21 protein-coding genes are annotated in these 17496 nt (G+C 53.7%); 9 read left to right on the forward strand and 12 right to left on the reverse strand.

The genetic code is table 11. The annotated features are described in order from the left end of the window. Positions 1-60 precede the first annotated feature (60 nt). The gene (locus DBY73_RS17390; RefSeq protein ID WP_112012322.1) at positions 61-1860 is read left to right on the forward strand and encodes a hypothetical protein; all 1800 of its coding nucleotides are present in this window, start codon (positions 61-63) and stop codon (positions 1858-1860) included. A gap of 13 nt (positions 1861-1873) precedes the next feature. Here DBY73_RS17390 and DBY73_RS17395 read toward each other — a convergent pair whose 3' ends face one another. Further along, positions 1874-2065, reverse strand: coding sequence for a toxin-antitoxin system HicB family antitoxin (locus DBY73_RS17395; RefSeq protein ID WP_112012406.1), 192 nt, complete (start codon positions 2063-2065; stop codon positions 1874-1876). 125 nt (positions 2066-2190) lie between these two features. Between DBY73_RS17395 and DBY73_RS17400 the strand changes: the two genes are divergently transcribed. Then, entirely contained in the window at positions 2191-2490 is a 300-nt protein-coding gene (locus DBY73_RS17400; RefSeq protein ID WP_112012323.1) for a SymE family type I addiction module toxin, read from the forward strand. Between the two features lie 55 nt (positions 2491-2545). On the opposite strand, the gene DBY73_RS17405 is transcribed toward DBY73_RS17400, so the two are convergent. The 3 genes from DBY73_RS17405 to tssD are packed head-to-tail and all read right to left on the reverse strand — an operon-like array spanning position 2546 to position 3858. Beyond that, positions 2546-2872, reverse strand: coding sequence for a DUF1493 family protein (locus DBY73_RS17405; RefSeq protein ID WP_112012324.1), 327 nt, complete (start codon positions 2870-2872; stop codon positions 2546-2548). Next, positions 2872-3339 (reverse strand): STM2901 family protein, encoded by a 468-nt coding sequence (locus tag DBY73_RS17410; RefSeq protein WP_112012325.1) that lies wholly within the window; start codon positions 3337-3339, stop codon positions 2872-2874. Before DBY73_RS17410 ends, DBY73_RS17405 begins: the two co-directional genes overlap by 1 nt. A gap of 36 nt (positions 3340-3375) precedes the next feature. Beyond that, positions 3376-3858 (reverse strand): type VI secretion system tube protein TssD, encoded by a 483-nt coding sequence (gene tssD, locus DBY73_RS17415; protein WP_112012326.1) that lies wholly within the window; start codon positions 3856-3858, stop codon positions 3376-3378. Between the two features lie 376 nt (positions 3859-4234). Between tssD and rhuM the strand changes: the two genes are divergently transcribed. Then, on the forward strand, positions 4235-5272 hold the full coding sequence (gene rhuM / locus DBY73_RS17425) for a RhuM family protein (protein ID WP_112012328.1): 1038 nt from the start codon (positions 4235-4237) through the stop codon (positions 5270-5272). Here rhuM and DBY73_RS17430 read toward each other — a convergent pair. After that, positions 5269-5706: a GNAT family N-acetyltransferase gene (locus DBY73_RS17430; protein WP_112012329.1), complete on the reverse strand. Its 438-nt coding sequence runs from the start codon at positions 5704-5706 to the stop codon at positions 5269-5271. The two genes, rhuM and DBY73_RS17430, sit on opposite strands and share 4 nt — an antisense overlap. Positions 5707-5818: 112 nt before the next feature. Between DBY73_RS17430 and DBY73_RS17435 the strand changes: the two genes are divergently transcribed. Next, on the forward strand, positions 5819-6256 hold the full coding sequence (locus tag DBY73_RS17435) for a hypothetical protein (RefSeq protein ID WP_112012330.1): 438 nt from the start codon (positions 5819-5821) through the stop codon (positions 6254-6256). A gap of 4 nt (positions 6257-6260) precedes the next feature. On the opposite strand, the gene DBY73_RS17440 is transcribed toward DBY73_RS17435, so the two are convergent. Next, the gene (locus tag DBY73_RS17440) at positions 6261-6785 is read right to left on the reverse strand and encodes a lipocalin family protein (RefSeq protein WP_112012331.1); all 525 of its coding nucleotides are present in this window, start codon (positions 6783-6785) and stop codon (positions 6261-6263) included. A gap of 114 nt (positions 6786-6899) precedes the next feature. On the opposite strand from DBY73_RS17440, the gene DBY73_RS17445 reads away from it, so the two are divergent. From DBY73_RS17445 to DBY73_RS17460, 4 genes are all read left to right on the forward strand, one after another. Then, positions 6900-7625, forward strand: coding sequence for a MerR family transcriptional regulator (locus DBY73_RS17445; RefSeq protein ID WP_112012332.1), 726 nt, complete (start codon positions 6900-6902; stop codon positions 7623-7625). Positions 7626-7724: 99 nt separating this feature from the next. Further along, entirely contained in the window at positions 7725-8135 is a 411-nt protein-coding gene (gene uraH, locus DBY73_RS17450; protein ID WP_112012333.1) for a hydroxyisourate hydrolase, read from the forward strand. 102 nt (positions 8136-8237) lie between these two features. Beyond that, complete coding sequence (locus DBY73_RS17455; RefSeq protein ID WP_112012334.1) at positions 8238-9197, forward strand: DUF523 and DUF1722 domain-containing protein; 960 nt, start codon at positions 8238-8240, stop codon at positions 9195-9197. 146 nt (positions 9198-9343) lie between these two features. Then, entirely contained in the window at positions 9344-10432 is a 1089-nt protein-coding gene (locus tag DBY73_RS17460) for an AAA family ATPase (protein ID WP_112012335.1), read from the forward strand. A 4-nt stretch (positions 10433-10436) separates the two neighbouring features. Here the strand turns inward: DBY73_RS17460 and nlpA are convergent, their stop codons facing one another. Together nlpA and DBY73_RS17470 are read right to left on the reverse strand one after the other, a co-directional pair. Beyond that, complete coding sequence (gene nlpA / locus DBY73_RS17465) at positions 10437-11237, reverse strand: lipoprotein NlpA (RefSeq protein ID WP_112012336.1); 801 nt, start codon at positions 11235-11237, stop codon at positions 10437-10439. 99 nt (positions 11238-11336) lie between these two features. Further along, positions 11337-11756 carry a GNAT family N-acetyltransferase gene (locus tag DBY73_RS17470; protein ID WP_112012337.1) on the reverse strand — a complete coding sequence of 140 codons (420 nt, stop codon included), beginning with the start codon at positions 11754-11756 and terminating at the stop codon, positions 11337-11339. Positions 11757-11886: 130 nt separating this feature from the next. Here DBY73_RS17470 and DBY73_RS17475 point away from each other — a divergent pair, with 130 nt between their 5' ends. After that, positions 11887-12792: an EamA family transporter gene (locus tag DBY73_RS17475; protein ID WP_112012338.1), complete on the forward strand. Its 906-nt coding sequence runs from the start codon at positions 11887-11889 to the stop codon at positions 12790-12792. 113 nt (positions 12793-12905) lie between these two features. Here DBY73_RS17475 and nepI read toward each other — a convergent pair whose 3' ends face one another. From nepI to uhpT, 4 genes are all read right to left on the reverse strand, one after another. Next, positions 12906-14090: a purine ribonucleoside efflux pump NepI gene (nepI, locus tag DBY73_RS17480; protein ID WP_112012339.1), complete on the reverse strand. Its 1185-nt coding sequence runs from the start codon at positions 14088-14090 to the stop codon at positions 12906-12908. A 243-nt stretch (positions 14091-14333) separates the two neighbouring features. Then, entirely contained in the window at positions 14334-14786 is a 453-nt protein-coding gene (locus DBY73_RS17485) for a DUF1198 domain-containing protein (RefSeq protein ID WP_112012340.1), read from the reverse strand. A 94-nt stretch (positions 14787-14880) separates the two neighbouring features. Beyond that, on the reverse strand, positions 14881-15900 hold the full coding sequence (locus DBY73_RS17490; protein WP_112012341.1) for an alpha/beta hydrolase: 1020 nt from the start codon (positions 15898-15900) through the stop codon (positions 14881-14883). 154 nt (positions 15901-16054) lie between these two features. After that, positions 16055-17446, reverse strand: coding sequence for a hexose-6-phosphate:phosphate antiporter (uhpT, locus tag DBY73_RS17495; RefSeq protein WP_112012342.1), 1392 nt, complete (start codon positions 17444-17446; stop codon positions 16055-16057). Positions 17447-17496: the final 50 nt, after the last annotated feature.

The raw sequence follows: 17496 nt of genomic DNA on the forward strand, positions 1-17496 counted from the left end.
TATATTCTACTATTAATATAATTATCTCCTCTCGATTACCCATCATTTAATGAGACAGTTATGAACGATGTTCAAAAGGAACACCTTTCACCTTTTTTTTCTATTTTAATTGGATTTAATAAGTCAAATTATACAGCAAAATACTTGCACACGTCAGTAATGCAAGTTATCGATACCAAAATCTATAACGAAGGAGAAATAAAGCAATATCCAGCCACATCTGAAACAATAAATGAGGCTAATGTATTAATTTCTCCCTACTCGATAAATAAAATCCCTAGTTGGACTAAAAGAAACGATATACATGATATAGAGAATCATATAGCGCTTACTTTTACTCTCGGAAGCTATGTAGCATTTTACTTCTCAGAAAAGGGAATGAAAGATCTAATAAGAGAAAATTTCAAAAGTGCACCATTATCAAACTTGTATCCAGTAGAAATATCGCATTTAAATCATTTATTTATAAATGAAGACAATATAAAGATGCTCTGGCTTCTGGGTATACATGGGAAAACAACTTTTAAGGCTGATTCAAAAGTTTTAGGAGGGAATAGTGTAGCTGAATCATTAGATCCTTTAGAGGATCAATCATACATGATGTCTGCTGTAAGAACTGAGATTGGGAATAATAATAAAACCATAGGATTAAATCCTTTCAAATCGTCCGTCTGGAAAGGCCCATGTAAAGACTGGGATACGTTTGAAAAAAATGTTATCGAAATACTAGATATGTTGAATTCTAACAAGCAAAACAACACTACTCCAATTAGCATTCTTGCCAGCCCTATTAACGATCTTAATAATGTCCAAGACGCATATGATTTTTCTGTAATCGATCCAGATTTCGTCCCTTATGAAATGAGTTCCACAAAGGTAGATTTACTCAGAAAGATTGCTACTAAATATAGAATAGAGATTTCGCCAATAATGAACTCTGCTTTTTCTCTAAAAGTTTTTTATGAAAATGTTCATTGTGGAGAGATTAGTGTAAGACCAGTAATAAAAGATTACGAGATTAGTTTCGAAATTAATAACCAACAGCCAGTTTCACAAAAAAAAGACATTCTTAACAATTATGCGAAAATATTTAGATATCCAGAATTAATAAAGTGTTGGTATGAGTCAGGTCACGCAGTAGTGAACTCTTGGATATTTAAAACTGATTATAAAGATGTTACATATAATGGATTCATTTGGGCAGACTTTGAGAAATTTGATGTATGTAAAGAGAAACCACTTGTATCAGATAAACTTGATCTAACAAAAATTGGATCGCAAAACTCTCTTTTCTGTTGGATAAAAAATAGGTGGAATAGCCGTTGGGATTCTTCAGATAACTTTAATACAACTGAGAAACCTACGGGATGGCTCTACTGCGATGATGGAGCGGGTGAGAAAGCAGATTTTATTCATATTGATGATCATAATGATAAGACGATAATATCTCTTATTCATATCAAAGCAGCTAATAGCAGTAGTATAAGTAGAAGAATATCCGTGGGTGCACATGATATTGTTCTAAGCCAAGCAGTTAAAAACTTGAGATATTCTAACCGTAAAAACCTTATACAGGATCTGACAGAAAGAGCCTCTGTCTCTCAAAATAAAATGTGTTGGCATGAGAATAAGATGATAAAGCCCTCAGATTTTATATTACAACTTTCATCATTGAACTCCAACCCTAATAAAATAAAAACAAGGGTAATAGTAATACAACCTCATACAACAAAAAGTTATTATACAAAGTCGCAAAATAGTAATATCAAGCGTCAGTTAGATGTATTATTAGTTAGTTCGGATAACGCTATAAAATCCTCAGGAGCAGAGTTCCATATAATAGGTTTTAATGATGAATAAAATTACAAAAAATCTAACCATTAGGTTGGATTCCTTTGGACCTTAACGCCTCCCTCGCCAGTTCCTTCAACCAGCTGGCGAGACTAACCCCTTCCTCAGCCGCCACAGCATCCAACTGCTCCTTCAATGCCGGATCAATACGCATCTTAAACTGGGGAGACTGCCCACCGCCTTTTGGTTTTTTTTCGCGCGATATGATTGACATGAGGCCACCTATCCATCTACTCTGACACACATAGGAGGCCACCTAAACCTCCTGTTTTTGCAACGCCCCGATGTGCGGGAACACAACCGGAGCGTCTAACCTCACCAACTATCAAGGAGTTGATTATGGCTGATACGCATTCTACCCCAGACACCGACCAATCCGGAACCGAGCGTTCGTTAATTGTGGGATACCGCCCGAATGTTTTCGACAAATCGACACCGAAAATCATCCTGTCCGGAAAGTGGCTACGTGCGGCGGGGTTTGATACCGGGCATCAGGTTACGGTAAAAGTGATGAAAGGGTGTATCGTTCTGGTGGCCCATAGCGAGAACGAACAAAGACTCCTGGACGAGAACAAGCGGGTAAAGGAGAGACTGACTCAAATCGATCAGCAGCTGTTAAAGCTTAAATCAACTTTATAGACGCTCTTACCATACAATCCTCTGAACAAAGCGCCTCAAAAGGCGCTTTTTCCTTTCAATCGTATAGCCATTTCTCCGCTTTGACAGACTCGATGATCATCCCAACTGTCAGCGGTTTTATCACGGGTTCTGGGGACGGTTTCTTTTGCCAGAAGGGATATTCGTACTCAAAGTAGTTCCTGCCGTCAAAAGTGGAATAATCCACGCCGAAACGTTCAAAAACATCTACCAGAAAATCATGCGCATCTTCCGGAAGAAACTTAAAATCATCCTGTAGCGTCCATTCCTTGGTGACCTGTTTAACACCGGGCTTAAACCAGCGTTCTCTAATCGGATACTTTTCCATAATGTATCCGATAACCTCAGCTTCAATGTTTCTCATCAGAAGGATGTCCATTGAATACGGTCTTTTGGTCTGGCAATGACATTATATTTCTCTCGCGTACGCTTGCTGACCGTATACATGATAGTGATTAGTTGAGCATAGCCAATAAAGGGAATCCAGCGACCTATAAACGTCGCTATCTTAGTCGTTGGCACCATCTTCAACTTTGAAAATTTTCCCATCGGTGCAGATGGCTTTAAGCCGAAAGGGAAACGAGCATCTTTTAAAAGTCTTCTAGAAATAATTGATGCAATACTTGTTCCTGGTGTGTTTGTGGCTGCCGAAAGTTTACCAGATACAGGAATAAAGGGTTGGCCGATCAGCACAGTGACAGCGGCCTCTGTGGTAACCCCTAACGCATCTGCCATCTGTTCGATAAATATAAGATCGAACAGTTCACCGGCACTCACGTTCACATGCCCATGGTAGTAATACGTCCCTCCAGACTCTTCAGTAGTATCCATCAGTTCCCCTCATTAGTAAGTATATACTGACAAAACCTAAGCGGTCTGCCGCTCGTTCCAGGCGTCAGTAAATATGATGTTACCGTCGTTATGTTTCCACGTGATGCGCTCGTAGCGTAACTCCACGGTCTCAAGGTGATTGTTATTCTTGTCTTCAGGGGATGCCATTGTAGGAGTAACAGACACGACACGGGTCCCTTCAAGTAATATGTTAAAATATTCGACTTCCTGACCAGCGTCGTTAATTTTGTAGAATTTCAGTTCGGCTTTTTCAAGCCGCTGACCTGTAGCAACAGCTTTGTACAGATATGGGGAAGAGGGATCAAATTCTTTCGTGATAAGCATTGCTGAGTGCTGACGTGGGCCAGTTGGTTTACCCGTCATATTATCGGAAGGAATGCTCAGATTATGGTGGAAGCCTTTAAACTCGATACTATAGTCGCGGTCCTGGACATCGCAACCCCCTTTGATCAATGCACCACCATCATCGTAAAGCCACATGTTGCCTAGAATAGCCATTTCTAAAACTCCTTTTCATTTGAAATTCCCCATGAATTCTAAGCAGATAATTTGCGTTAGGGGAATATATCCATATTTATAAATTCTGATAATTCAGCTAATTAGTTGAGATCAATCTTTATATTGCCGGAAAAAATTTGGATCCCTGCCCGAATGTTTCCATAAAGCTACGCCCAAATTCTTTCCGCCAGGGATTGCAGGACGATTACAAACGGACGAAAGCCAAACTCATTGAGATAGAGGACGCGCTTGCAGCGATCCAAACTCAGCATCCTGGAAAGCGCCTCGCAAAATCAAATACAAACCACCTGGCTTAGCGGCTGTTTCTGGCATACTACACGCTGGTAAGGTTAATCACTCGAAAAAGGGAGGCGACATGGCAGATAAAGATGTAATCCAATCTCCGGCAGGTGAATTTGTTATGTTTGCCAGTGATGATGGAACAGTTCGCATCACATGTCGCTTTGAGCATGAAACGCTCTGGTTGTCGCAAGCAGCAATAGCGACTCTTTATCAGGTCACTCCTCAAGCCATTACTCAGCATATTAAAGCCATTTACGAAGAGGGTGAGCTTGAACAAAAAGCAACTTGTAAGGCTTACTTACAAGTTCAGCAAGAAGGTCAGCGCAAGGTCAATCGCAACACACTTCACTATAGCTTGCCCGTGATTCTCGCTATCGGCTATCGCGTCCGCTCCGCGCGAGGCACACAGTTCCGCCAGTGGGCTACCCAAACGCTTCAGGAATACCTGGTTAAAGGCTTCGTTATGGACGACGAACGCCTAAAAAATCCGCCTGTCGGATCTTCCCCCGTTCCCGACTATTTTGATGAAATGCTGGAACGCATTCGCGATATACGGGCCAGCGAACGCCGGGTCTATCTCCGCGTGAGGGAGATTTTTGCCTTAGCTGCCGACTATCAGCCATCGCTCAAAGAAACCACGCATTTCTTCCAGACCATCCAGAATAAACTGCATTTTGCCTGCACGGGCTACACCGCTGCCGAGTTGATTCACCAGCGCGCGGATGCCAGCCAACCGCATATGGGGCTGACGAGCTATAAAGGTGAAGACGTCCGCAAAAGCGATGTCACCACAGCAAAAAATTATCTGTCTCAGGATGAGGTGAGCGAGCTTAATCGCGTCGTTACTATGTGGTTGGATTTTGCCGAAGATCAGGCCAAACGCCGCAAGCAGGTATTTTTACGAGACTGGCAAACCAAGCTCGATCAATTCCTGCAATTTAACGACCGGGACGTTTTAGAAGGGGCTGGTAAAATCAGCAAGAAAGCGGCTGATGAAAAGGCATGCTCAGAATACATTGAGTTTGAAAAAAAACAGCGCCTGCTGAAAGAAGCCGAAGGTGAGAAAGATATCATTGGCTTAGTAAAATGGGATAAGCAGGCTAAGCGCTAATCGCGGAGCTTCATATGCAACAGCGGAAACGCATTCCCCTGCCCGTCCAGCTCGGAGCGCCCAACCTGCACAAACCCCATATGGCGATAAAACGCGACGCCCTGCGGGTTTTGCTCGTTGACGTCCACCTCGTTCGCGCCGCACTGATTAATCGCGTAGTTCAGCAGGAGTTTCCCCACGCCTTTTCCCCGGCTGGCGTCATCAACAAACAGCATTTCAATCCGGTTTTCATCCACGCCTAAAAAGCCGTGAATGTTTCCCGCCCCATCGCGGGCGATTACAACCCTGAGGTTGGGCAAATAGGCGTTGAGCAGCAGCGGGCGCAGCGCCGCAATATCGCTTTCCTGCAGGAAATGGTGAGTCGCGCGGACGGCGGATTCCCAGATAGCGACGAGACGTTCAAACTGTTCAGGCACTGCGGTTTCAATTTTCATGCGGGGATCATCTTCGGCTCGCCGCGATAAATCAACCACTTCTCCGCAGCCTCGCACTTAACTTTTCCCCCCTCCGTGTCGCTCTTGATCGTTAACGACACGGAGCGCCCCGATGAAAAAACTCACCCTACTGCTGTTAACCGCATGGATGCTGACCGGCTGCGCCGCTATCGTCGGCAGCAATGAAGAAACCGTCACCATCAGCAGCACGCCGGACAACGTCCCGTTTGCGGTTATCGACCGCACCGGCGCCATCACCGCCACCGGCGTCACGCCGCAAACCGTCACGCTGAAGAAATCCGACGGCAGCTATTTCGGCAAACGCGAGTATTCGCTCACGCTCAGGCAGCCGGGCTACTACTCCGCCAGCATGCCGCTGGCGTACCGCTTTAGCCGCTGGTACACGCTGGGGAACGTCATCTTCCTGGGCGTGCCGGGCTGGCTAATCGTCGATCCGTTCTTCGGCGGCATGTATACGCTGAAGGAGGATAAGGTCCACGTCATCCTGCGTCCCTGCCCGCGCGGACCGTTTAGCGACATGTGCAGCTAGCGCGCTACTGCTTCACCCACACCAGCTGATCGACGCGGAAGCCCAGCCCGCGCGCGGTGTTCAGGTAGTCCTGCTTCACCGCGTCCGGAATGGTTGGCGTGCGCGACAAGATCCACAGGTAGTCGCGGTTCGGGCCGCTCACCAGCGCGTACTGGTATTTGTCGTCCAGCCTGATCACGTTATAGCCGCCGTAGAACGGCCCGAAGAATGATACCTTCAGCGCGGCGGTCGTTGGCTCGCCGGTAAAGTAGGCTTTCCCCTCGCTCTCGCTCCACTTATTTTTCTTCGGATCGTAGCCGCGGTTAAGCACGCTAATGCCCCCGTCGCTGCGCTCGCCGTAGGTGGCGGTAACCTTCTCCAGCCCGCGCTCGAAGCGGTTTTCCAGACGGGCGACTTCATACCATTTGCCGAGATAGCGGCTGGCATCAAAGCCGGTGATAGGCTGCACGCCTTTCGGCGGCGTAGGCGATTTACAGGCAACCAGCGTCAGCGCAATAGCGACGCCGGTCACAACAGGCCATAGTTTCATGAGAGCTCCTTTCACTGTCGTTTGGTTTTTTAGTGTAGTGCACCCGGCAGATGCTTCATTCAGGCTGCGATAATTCGTAGTATATTGAGATTATTCCTCCTCACGGGCGCAGACATGGCTTACTCCATCGGCGAATTTGCAAGACTCAGCGGCATCACCGCCACCACGCTCCGCGCCTGGCAGCGTCGCTACGGCCTGCTCAAGCCCCAGCGCACGGACGGCGGCCACCGTCTCTACAGTGAGAACGATGTGCAGCAGGCGCTGAAAATCCTCGACTGGGTTAAAAAAGGCGTCCCCATCGGCCAGGTCAAATCCCTCCTGGAACGCCCGGAGCCGCGGCGCACCAACAACTGGCAGACGCTACAGGAAACCATGCTCGACCGCCTCAAGGCGGGAAAAATCGACGCCCTGCGCCAGATGATTTACGACGCAGGCCGCGAATACCCAAGGCCGGAGCTGGTCGCCCACGTGCTGCGCCCGCTGCGCGGCCAGGTGTCGGCCAACGTGCCCGCCGTGATGACCCTGCGCGAAATCCTCGACGGCATCATCATCGCCTACACCTCGTTTTGCCTTGAGGGTGACAAAAAAGCGCCGGGCGATAACCTTCTCCTGTGCGGCTGGCACCTGAGCGATCCGTGTGAAGTCTGGCTCGAAGCCCTGACGCGAACCGGTCAGGGACACCGCATCGACGTACTGCCAATCCCTCCCGCCGCGCTGGCGCCGGAAATTTTTCCCGATCGCAACTGGCTGCTGGTCACCAGCGGCAAGCTCAACGCCGCGCGCAAAAAGCAGCTCGAGCAATGGCAGGCCTTTATCTCCATTGACGTAATTATTCTCTAAAGCCTTACGCCGTCGCGAGTTATCACGAAAAATTGAAGTTTTTATCGCGACGCGAGTGCTAACGTTTTCCTGTGACTTAACGCCAAAAAGGAAAACACGATGAAAAAGACGTCCCCCCTGCTGCTCCTGGCCGCGATGGCCTTCGCCCCTGCCGCCTTTAGCGCTCCTGTCGGCACCCTGAGCGTGCACGTTCTCAACCAGCAAACCGGCCTTCCAGGCCAGGACGTGACCGTGATGCTGGAAAAACAGCAGCAGGATAAATGGACCCAGGTTGCCAGCGGCAAAACCGATCGCGACGGCCGCATCAAGTCTCTTTACCCGGAGAATCAGGATATGCAGCCGGGCGTGTACAAGGTGACGTTCAAAACCAGCGAATACTTCAAGGCCCAGAAGCAGGACTCCTTCTTCCCGGAAGTGCCGGTGCTGTTCACCGTTACCGCCACGAATGAAAAGCTGCACATCCCGCTGCTGCTGAGCCAGTACGGTTACTCAACCTATAAGGGCAGCTAAACCCGCTGATATCCTTAAACAAATAAAAATACCACCGCTAATACTTGGACAAAATAGTCATATTGTGTAAGTTTTAAAGGAGAGAAACGGGAGGTACACATCATGACAACCAAACCTGTGCTGGGTATTAGCGGATGTTTGACCGGCTCCGCCGTACGATTCGACGGCGGGCATAAACGCATGGGCTTTGTCATGGATGAGCTGGCCCAGTGGGTGAATTTCAGGCCCGTATGCCCGGAAATGGCAATTGGCCTGCCGACGCCGCGCCCGGCCCTGCGCCTGGTTATGATGACCGACGGCGACACGCAGATGCGCTTCAGCAAGCCGCCGCACGAGGACGTTACGCAGAAAATGGCGGATTTCGCCGCCGATTATCTGCCGAAAATGGGCGATCTTGCCGGGTTTATCGTCTGCGCGAAATCGCCAAGCTGCGGGATGGAGCGCGTGCGCCTGTACGACGAAAACGGCAACCGGGGCCGCAAGGAGGGCGTCGGCCTGTTCACCGCTGCCCTTCTTAAATCCAGGCCGTGGCTGCCCGTCGAGGAGGATGGCCGCCTGCACGACCCGGTGCTGCGCGAAAACTTTATTGAGCGCGTGTTTGCCCTGCATGAGCTAAATACCCTGCGCGCCAGCGGCCTGACGCGCCGCAAGCTGCTGGATTTTCACAGCCGCTACAAGCTCCAGCTGCTGGCACACCACCAGGCAGGCTATCGCGAGATCGGCCCGTTCGTGGCCTCGCTGCACGAGTGGGAAGATCTGGACGCCTTCTTCGTCGCCTATCGCGAAAAGCTGATGACAATCCTGAAAAAACCGGCCTCGCGAAAAAACCACACCAACGTGCTGATGCATATTCAGGGCTATTTCCGCCCGCGCCTGAACAGCCGCCAGCGCGGCGAGCTGCGCGACGTGATCCTGCACTACCGCGACGGGCTACTGCCGATTCTCGCGCCGCTCACGCTGCTGAAGCACTATCTGGCGGAATACCCGGACCGTTATCTGCTGACGCAAAACTACTTCGATCCCTATCCCAATGATCTGGGACTCCGTCTGGCCGTAACCTGAGCCGTAAAATCGAAGGCCCTTAATCAAAAGAGGTCGAATGCAGTACCCCGTGTTTAGACGACGCCTCACTGTCGTCTTTTTTTTGCATTTCGCTCCAAAATACTGGCATTATATACAGGTCTTTTACTGCGCATTAGGCCCGCCAGATGATCAAAACGCTGCACATTGAAAATTATCGCTCCATTCGCCGGATGTCTTTGGATCTGGAGCAGCTGAATATCGTCTTTGGGCCGAACGGCACGGGTAAATCCAATATTTACAAGGCGATATACCTGATGCACAGCGCGGCGCAGGGGCAGTTTTCGCATGCGCTGGCGAACGATGGCGGGATTTTAAAGGTCTTCTGGGCGGGCAAAACGCGAACCGACCAGCTGCGGCGCGTGAACCTGGCGGTGGAGACGGAAACGTTCGAATATGAACTGCAGGTTGGGTTTGTTGAAAGGCTGCCTTACCCCTCGCAGTTTCAGCTCGATCCGGTGATTAAAGAGGAGAGCATCTGGCTCAGCGACCAGCACCGCCGTCCCTCTGCGCGCCTGATGCAGCGCAAAAACCAGACCGTTTTTCTGAACAACATCCACCATGAAAAAGTAACGCACAGCGGCACGCTGTATGAGAACGAATCGGTGTTCGGACAGCTCGGCGAGCCGCATCTCTACCCGGAAGTCTCGCAAATGCGCGAATCCCTGCGCAACTGGCGTTTTTACCATGAATTCTCCGTGTCGTCGGGTTCCGCCATCCGCGCGCCGCAGGTGGGCTTCCGCTCCCCCGTGCTGGCAAGCGACGGCGCAAACCTGGCGGCGGCATTTCAAACCATCGTTGAGATCGGCGACGAGATGCTGCTGATGCGCATCCTCGACCAGGCCTTCCCCGGCTGCGTGTTTTACAGCGACAATTCGGGTGGGCGCTTTCGGATGATGATGCAGCGCGAGGGCCTGGGCCGCCCGCTGGAACCGGCAGAGTTTTCGGACGGTACGCTGCGCTTTTTGTGCCTGGCGGTAGCGCTGCTCAGCCCGCGTCCGCCCGCTTTTATCGCGCTCAACGAACCCGAAAACAGCCTGCATCCGCAGATGCTGCCCGCGCTGGCAAGCCTGATCGCCGAGGCCAGCCGCTACACGCAGATCTGGCTCACCAGCCACTCGCCGGAGCTGGCGAACTTAATTGAAAAGCACCGCTCGTTTTCGCTCTACCAGCTGTCGATGGACGAGGGCGAGACGCGCATGGCGCGGCTGGGCTAGCGGCCTACCAGCCCGGCACCGCGCCGCCGTTGAAGAGAGTTTCCGCCGCTTTCGCCACTTCAGGCGACTGATAGGACTGAATAAATTCCTTCACGTTTTCGGCATCTTTGTTGTCTTCACGGGTGACGATAATGTTCACGTAGGGCGAGTTTTTGTCTTCGATAAACACGCTATCGTGCACCGGCGACAGCCCGGTTTGCTGAAGATAGGTGGTGCTGATGATCGCCACGTCGACCTTCGGGTCGTCCAGCACGCGCGGCAGCTGCGCGCCTTCCAGCTCCATAATCTTCAGGTTTTTAGGGTTGGCGGTGATATCCAGCGCGGTCGGCAGCAGCCCCACGTCCGGCTTGAGGGTAATCAGCTTCTCTTTTTGCAGCAGCAGCAGCGCGCGGCCAAGGTTAGTTGGATCGTTAGGAATGGCGACGGTTGCGCCGTCCTTCAGGTCAGAGACCGATTTCACCTTGCGGGAATAGCCTGCCATCGGGAAAACAAACGTATTGCCCACCGCGACCAGCTTATAGCCGTGCGCCTTGTTGTCCTCCGCCAGGAAGGGACGGTGCTGGAAGACGTTGGCATCCAGCTCGCCGCTGTTGGTAGCGTCGTTCGGCAGCAGCGAGCCGCTAAAGCCCACCAGCTCCACGTCCAAGCCATACTTCTCTTTCGCCACCTTTTTCGCGACTTCCGCCACCTCCTGCTCCGCGCCGTTAATCACGCCGACCTTAATGTGTTTGGCGTCTTTATCGCCCCGATCGCAGCCTGCCAGCAGCAGGCCAGCGAGAAGTAATGCGCTCAATTGACGTTTCACTGAGGTGTCCTTTTGAAAGATGTTTCAATGACTATATCCACAACGAGGCGGCGCGCTAAAAATCGAAAAGGAATCAATAAGAAGGATAGGTTATATGCCTTACAGCGCCTTCGTCAGATAATGCCGCTGCATCCCCCGATACGGATAGTCCTGTAGCGACATCTCCAGCCGATAGCCCTGCTTTTCATAGAACGGGCGCGCCTGAAAGCTCACGGTATCCACCAGCGCGTGCCTGCATCCTTTACGCCTGGCTTCCTCTTCTGCGGCGTTGATGATCCGGCTGCCCACGCCGGTGCCGCGCACGCTGTCGCTGACCCAGAGAAAATCGATGTTTAGCCAGTCGCCTTTGCGCACGCCGATTAACCCGCCGAGCATCTTCCCCTGTTCGTCCCGCACGTAAACGCCCACGTCGCCGCTAAAATTTGCCAGATCCAAAAATTGCGCGTTGTAGGCGCGCAGCCCGGTTAGCAGTTCGTCTTTCTCCTGCGGAGTGACGTTATCGGTAATATTCAGGTGCATAGGGTTCTCCTTGTCGTTTGTGCGTTTCACTATCGCATAGCCCGATTTCGCCGCCTACCCCAGTTTCCGGTGGGCCGCGGCGCACGCTCCCGTGTTATGCTGGAAAAAAATCAACATCGCAGGGGAGAACATGGGTTCGACACGTAAAGGAATGCTTAACGTCCTGATCGCCGCCGTTTTATGGGGAAGTTCAGGAGTTTGCGCGCAGTACATCATGGAGAAAAGCCACATTTCTTCGCCCTACCTGACCATGATTCGCCTGCTGTTTACCGGCGTGATCCTGCTGACGCTCTCCTTCGTCCACGGCGACAAAATTTTCTCGGTCATCAAAAATCGCAAGGACGCTATTAGCCTGCTGTTTTTCTCGCTGGTCGGCGCGCTCACCGTGCAGCTTACCTTCCTGCTGACGATTGAAAAATCCAACGCTGCCACCGCCACCGTGCTGCAGTTCCTGTCGCCCACGATCATCGTGGCGTGGTTCGCGCTGGCGCGAAAAACGCGCCCCGGCGCATTTGTGCTGGCAGCGATCGTGACCTCGCTTATCGGCACCTTCCTGCTGGTGACGCACGGCGATCCGACCTCGCTCTCCATCTCGCCTGCCGCGCTGTTCTTCGGTATCGCCTCGGCGTTTGCTGCGGCGTTCTATACCACTTATCCGTCAACGCTGATCGCCCGCTACGGCACGCTGCCGATCGTCGGCTGGAGCATGCTGATTGCGGGACTGGTGCTGACGCCGTTCTACGCAGGGCGCGGCACCGCGTTTGCATTCGACGGTAGCCTGCTGCTGGCATTTTTCTACCTGGTGGTGATCGGTACGGCGCTGACGTTCAGCCTGTACCTGAAAGGGGCGCAGATGATCGGCGGACCGAAGGCGAGCATTCTGAGCTGCGCCGAGCCGCTGAGCAGCGCGCTGCTGTCGGTGATCCTGCTGGGCGTGGCGTTCACCCTGCCGGACTGGCTGGGCACGCTGCTTATCGTGTCGTCGGTGGTGTTGATTTCGATGGATTCAAGAAGGCGGGTGAAGGCATCGGCATAGCCTAATCACCCCTCACCCTAACCCTCTCCCCATAGGGGAGAGGGGACAGCTCGGAGCGGTCTTTTCACCCTCTCCCCTATGGGGAGAGGGCCGGGGTGAGGGGGGTAAATTTACTATTTCGCCTTCACCTTTCCCAGCACCAGCAGCGCGGTCAGCAGCATCAGCGTGCCGGAAATCACCAGCGGCGACGTCAGCCCCAAATGGTCCAGCGCAACGCCGCCCACCGCCGCGCCGCAGGTATTTGCCAGCTGGATAACCGCCACCTGAATCGACCCGGCTTTTTCCGCCTGATCGGCCAGCGAGCGGGTGATCCACGTTGACCAGCCCACCGGCACCAGCGCAAAGGCAAATCCCCAGACGATTGCAACGGCAGACGCGACCCACTTGTCGCTTCCCCACAGCACCAGCACCGCCGCGCTGGCTGCCAGCACCAGCGGCGCGCCCGCCAGCGCCACCTTCAGGGAGCGTTTCAGGAACTGGGACGACAGCGAGGTGCCGATAAAGCTGGCGATACCGAAGCTCAGCAGCACCAGCGTCAGGCCGTCAACGTCAAAGCCCGCCATGGTCATAAAGACCGGGCGGATGTAGGTAAAGAAGGCAAACTGCCCGGCGAACGCCAGGAAGATGGCGGTCATCCCCGCCAGCACGCCAGGGCGCTTGAGCAGCGCGAACATATTCTGCTTGTGATGCGCCGCTTCGCCCGGCAGGGACGGCAGCGCCTTCCACACCCAGATAATGCAGAGCAGGCCCATCACCGCCGCCGCGTTAAACACGTTGCGCCAGCCGATAATCCCCCCGAGGAAGCTGCCCAGCGGCGCGGCAATCACCAGCGCGATCGACACCGCGCCAAAGATGACGGAGAGCGCTTTCGGCACCGTACGCGCGGGCACCAGGCGCATGGTCAGCGAGGCGGACATCGCCCAGAAGCCACCGAGCCCCAGGCCCAGACAGGCGCGCCCGAGCAGAAGCAGGGTAAAGCTGTTAGCAAAGGAGACCAGCAGGCAGGAGGCGGTCAGCAGCACGCTGAACAGAATCACCACTTTGCGGCGGTCGATCGCACCAATGGCCTGGGTGATAAACAGGCTGGCGAACATCGCCACAAAGGCGGTCACGGTAACGGACTGCCCCGCCACGCCTTCTGAAATGCCCAGATCCTGCGCCATCGGCGTCAGCAGGCTCACCGGCAGAAACTCCACGGTAATCAGGCAGGCGACGCAGAACGCCACGGAGAAAACCGCCGACCAGTTAGGGCGCGAGACCTCTTTAATAGGGGGAGCGGTTTGAATGTGTTCTGTCATGGCGTCACCTGAAGATATAAACGTGCGGAAAAGTCGCGCAGTTTATCATCAAAAGTGTGACGTATTTAACGTTTAGACAACTTTTGCAGTTTTTAGTGTCGTGCCCTCTCTCACGGAGAGAGGTATTCCCACAGATTACCGCCTTGCGCAGAACCCCCCCCCTTCCTTGAGGGAGAGGGCTGGGGTGAGGGAGAACGGTTAGGCACTTGCGTTACGAGCCACATCCAGCCCGATGACACTCTATCAGTGCAGGTAAAACACGCCCTCTTCCGGCAAAAAAAGCTGGTTATAGCGCAGCTGGAAGGCGTTAAGCTCCTGCGGGTCTGGCTCTATTTCGCGCATAAAGCCGAGCGCGAGGCGGATTTGCGCATCGATAATCGGCGCGGCAAGGCGGGCTTTACGCAGCATGCGGTGCCAGGTGTGCAGATTCTCTTCGCTGCCGTCAACAATGCAAACCTGCCAGATGAGCAGCACCTGAGCGGCGTTTTGCAGATGCGCCTCGTCCGGGCGCTCAAGGTAGCGGATAAACTCATTGCCGGACGACTTACCAAACTGATCGATCATCGACTCGACCGGCATCGGGGTGATACCCAGCCGTTCACTTAAGCGTTTGATGGCGCGGCGGGAATCCGAGGTCAGGACGCGAAACCCAACCACAAACACCACGGCAAGCGTTGCCAGCATTATCCAGACCATGCGTTCTCCTTAGACTAGCCGCTTATCATAGCGGGAAACTCATAGCCTCGACAGCTGGCAAAACGCTATTAGTGCAGTGAAAAGAGGTGGAAAATCATTCTGAAAGCGGATCGCTACGCTTCAGCCCTTTCAGCAGCGCCTCGTGGAAGCGCACCGGATCCTGCATCTGCGGCGCGTGGCCCATATCGTTAAACTCGACCAGCGTGGCGTGCGGAATGCGTTTTGCCGCCTCCTTCCCCAGCACCGCGTAGTTGCCGAGCGTTTTACGCACCTCCGGCGGGGCGAGATCTTTGCCGATGGCGGTGTTGTCCTTCGTGCCGATCATCAATAATACCGGCATCTTCAGCTCGCTAAACTCGTAGACAACCGGCTGGGTATAAATCATGTCGTAGAGCAGCGCCGAGTTCCACGCCACGCGCGCTTTGCCCGGGCCGTTGTTCAGCCCGGCGAGCATGGTGACCCAACGCTCGTACTCCGGCTTCCACTCTCCGGCATAGTAGGTGTTTTTCTCATACTGCCGAATGCCGTCCGCGCTGGTTTTCAGCTCACGCTGATACCACTGGTCGACGGTAATATGCGGCACCCCGCGTGCCTTCCAGTCCTCCAGGCCAATCGGGTTGACCATCACCAGTTGCTCCACCTGCTGCGGCCACATCAGCGCGTAGCGCGTCGCCAGCATGCCGCCGGTGGAGTGCCCGATCGCCGTCACGCGTTCTACGCCCAGGGATGTGAGCAGCGCATGGGTATTATCGGCCAGCTGCTGGAAGGTGTACTGATACCGCTCGGGCTTGGTGGATTTGCAGAAGCCGATCTGGTCCGGGGCGATCACCCGGTACCCGCTCGCCGTCAGCGCGCGAATGGTGCCGTCCCAGGTACCGGCACAGAAGTTTTTACCGTGCATCAGCACCACGGTGCGGCCGTTGGCTTTTTCCGGCTTCACGTCGAGATAGGCCATGTCCAGAGACTGGTTTTGCGAGGTAAAGGTAAAGTGTTTAACCGGCCAGCCGTAGTCAAAACCTTCCAGCTTTTCACCGTAGGTGGGGGCATCCGCCGCCATCGCGGGAGACGCCAGCGCCATCAGCAGCGCAAGGCAGGATAATCGTCGGGTTAACATGCAAGCTCTCCATAACAAAACGGTCAAATGCCGCGCAGCGCGGCGGCAAAAATAAACTGTAGAGCATGCAGGGGAGCGGGTCTGTAAAGCGGGGTAAAGGTGGGCTGTAAAAAAAAGCCCGGCCATCACGCCGGGCAAAAAGTCACCTGCACACTCAGGCTGCTTTCAATTTCTGCGCGCGATTTTCACGGCGAATTTTGCGTTCTTCCAGCACCGCAACCATCGCCATCAGGACGATACAGCCGATGGCGGCGGCGTCCAGCGCGGCGAAGGTGCCCGCCCAGCCGGTGAGGCCGAAGATGGGCGTGCCGTCGGCGATCATCCCCAGGCCCAGCTTGGCGAAGCTGTCGCCAATCAGGTAGGCGAAGGTGCCCTTAATACCGTCGGCCGCGCCGATCGCTTTTTTCGGCACGAAGCCAACGGCGGCCACGCCGATCAGCAGCTGCGGGCCAAACACCAGGAAGCCGAGCGCGAACAGTGACGCCAGGTAAACGTACTGGTTGCTCGCATGCTGATACACGCCGAGGGTGGCGATAATCAGCGCCAGCGCAACGCAGGCCACCAGCGCGCGACGGCCGTTGGCGAGGTCGGAGAGCCAGCCCCACAGCAGCGTGCCGACCAACGCACCCACTTCAAACAGCGTAAAGCCCTGAATCGCCACTTCTTTCGAGAGCTTCAGCTCCTGGAAGGCGTACACGGTTGACCACTGGTCGATACCGATACGCACCACGTACAGGAAGATGTTTGAGAAGCACAGCAGCCAAATCACTTTGTTCTTCAGCACGTACTCCACGAAGATCTGCCATTTGGTCATCTCGTTTTCTTCGGTCTCTTTGTCCTCTTCGCTGATCTCCTCGCCGAACAGCTCTTCGGCTTTGCCGAGGCCGTAGGATTCCGGAGAGTCGCTGCCGAAGCGCAGGCCGATAAAGCCAACGATCAGCGCGATAATCGACGGGAAGATGAACATGCCGATCACGTGACCGTCGAACAGGTAGTTTGCACCGAACAGCGCCACGCCCGCCGCGCCCGCGCCGCCGAGGTTGTGGGAGATGTTCCACAGGCCGAGATATGACCCGCGCTTGCGGCGCGGCGTCCACTTGGTGATGGTGGAATAGCTGCACGACCCGCCGGTGCTCTGGAAGAAGCCGCTCAGGGCGTAGAAGGCGATCATCAGGAACAGGCTGACGGAGCCGGAACCCATGCTGGCGCTGAAGCCGAGCATGCAGATGGCGGAGAGGATCAGCATAAACGGCAGGAACTGCTTGGTGTTTTTGCCGTCCGCGTAATAGGACACCAGCGTTTTACCTACGCCGTAGGTGATGGAGAAGCCCAGGCCGATCATCCCCAGCTGCGTCATGCTCAGGCCGTAGGTCGAGATCATGTCGTTCTGCGCGATGTTAAAGTTCTTGCGGATCAGGTACATGGTCAGGTAGCCGATGAAGACCACCAGATAGGACTGCATGAACGGTTTGAACCACATCTTGCGCCGCACGTCGAGCGGCAGATCCAGGGTCGGCTTGCGCACCTGGTTGAGGAAGGCCAGCATGGTTTGCTCCTGAGCTGATTTTTATACCTGCGAATGGCAGGCATTGTAAA

It is taken from the genome of Enterobacter sp. RIT418 (assembly GCF_003057745.1).
Classification (GTDB): domain Bacteria; phylum Pseudomonadota; class Gammaproteobacteria; order Enterobacterales; family Enterobacteriaceae; genus Enterobacter.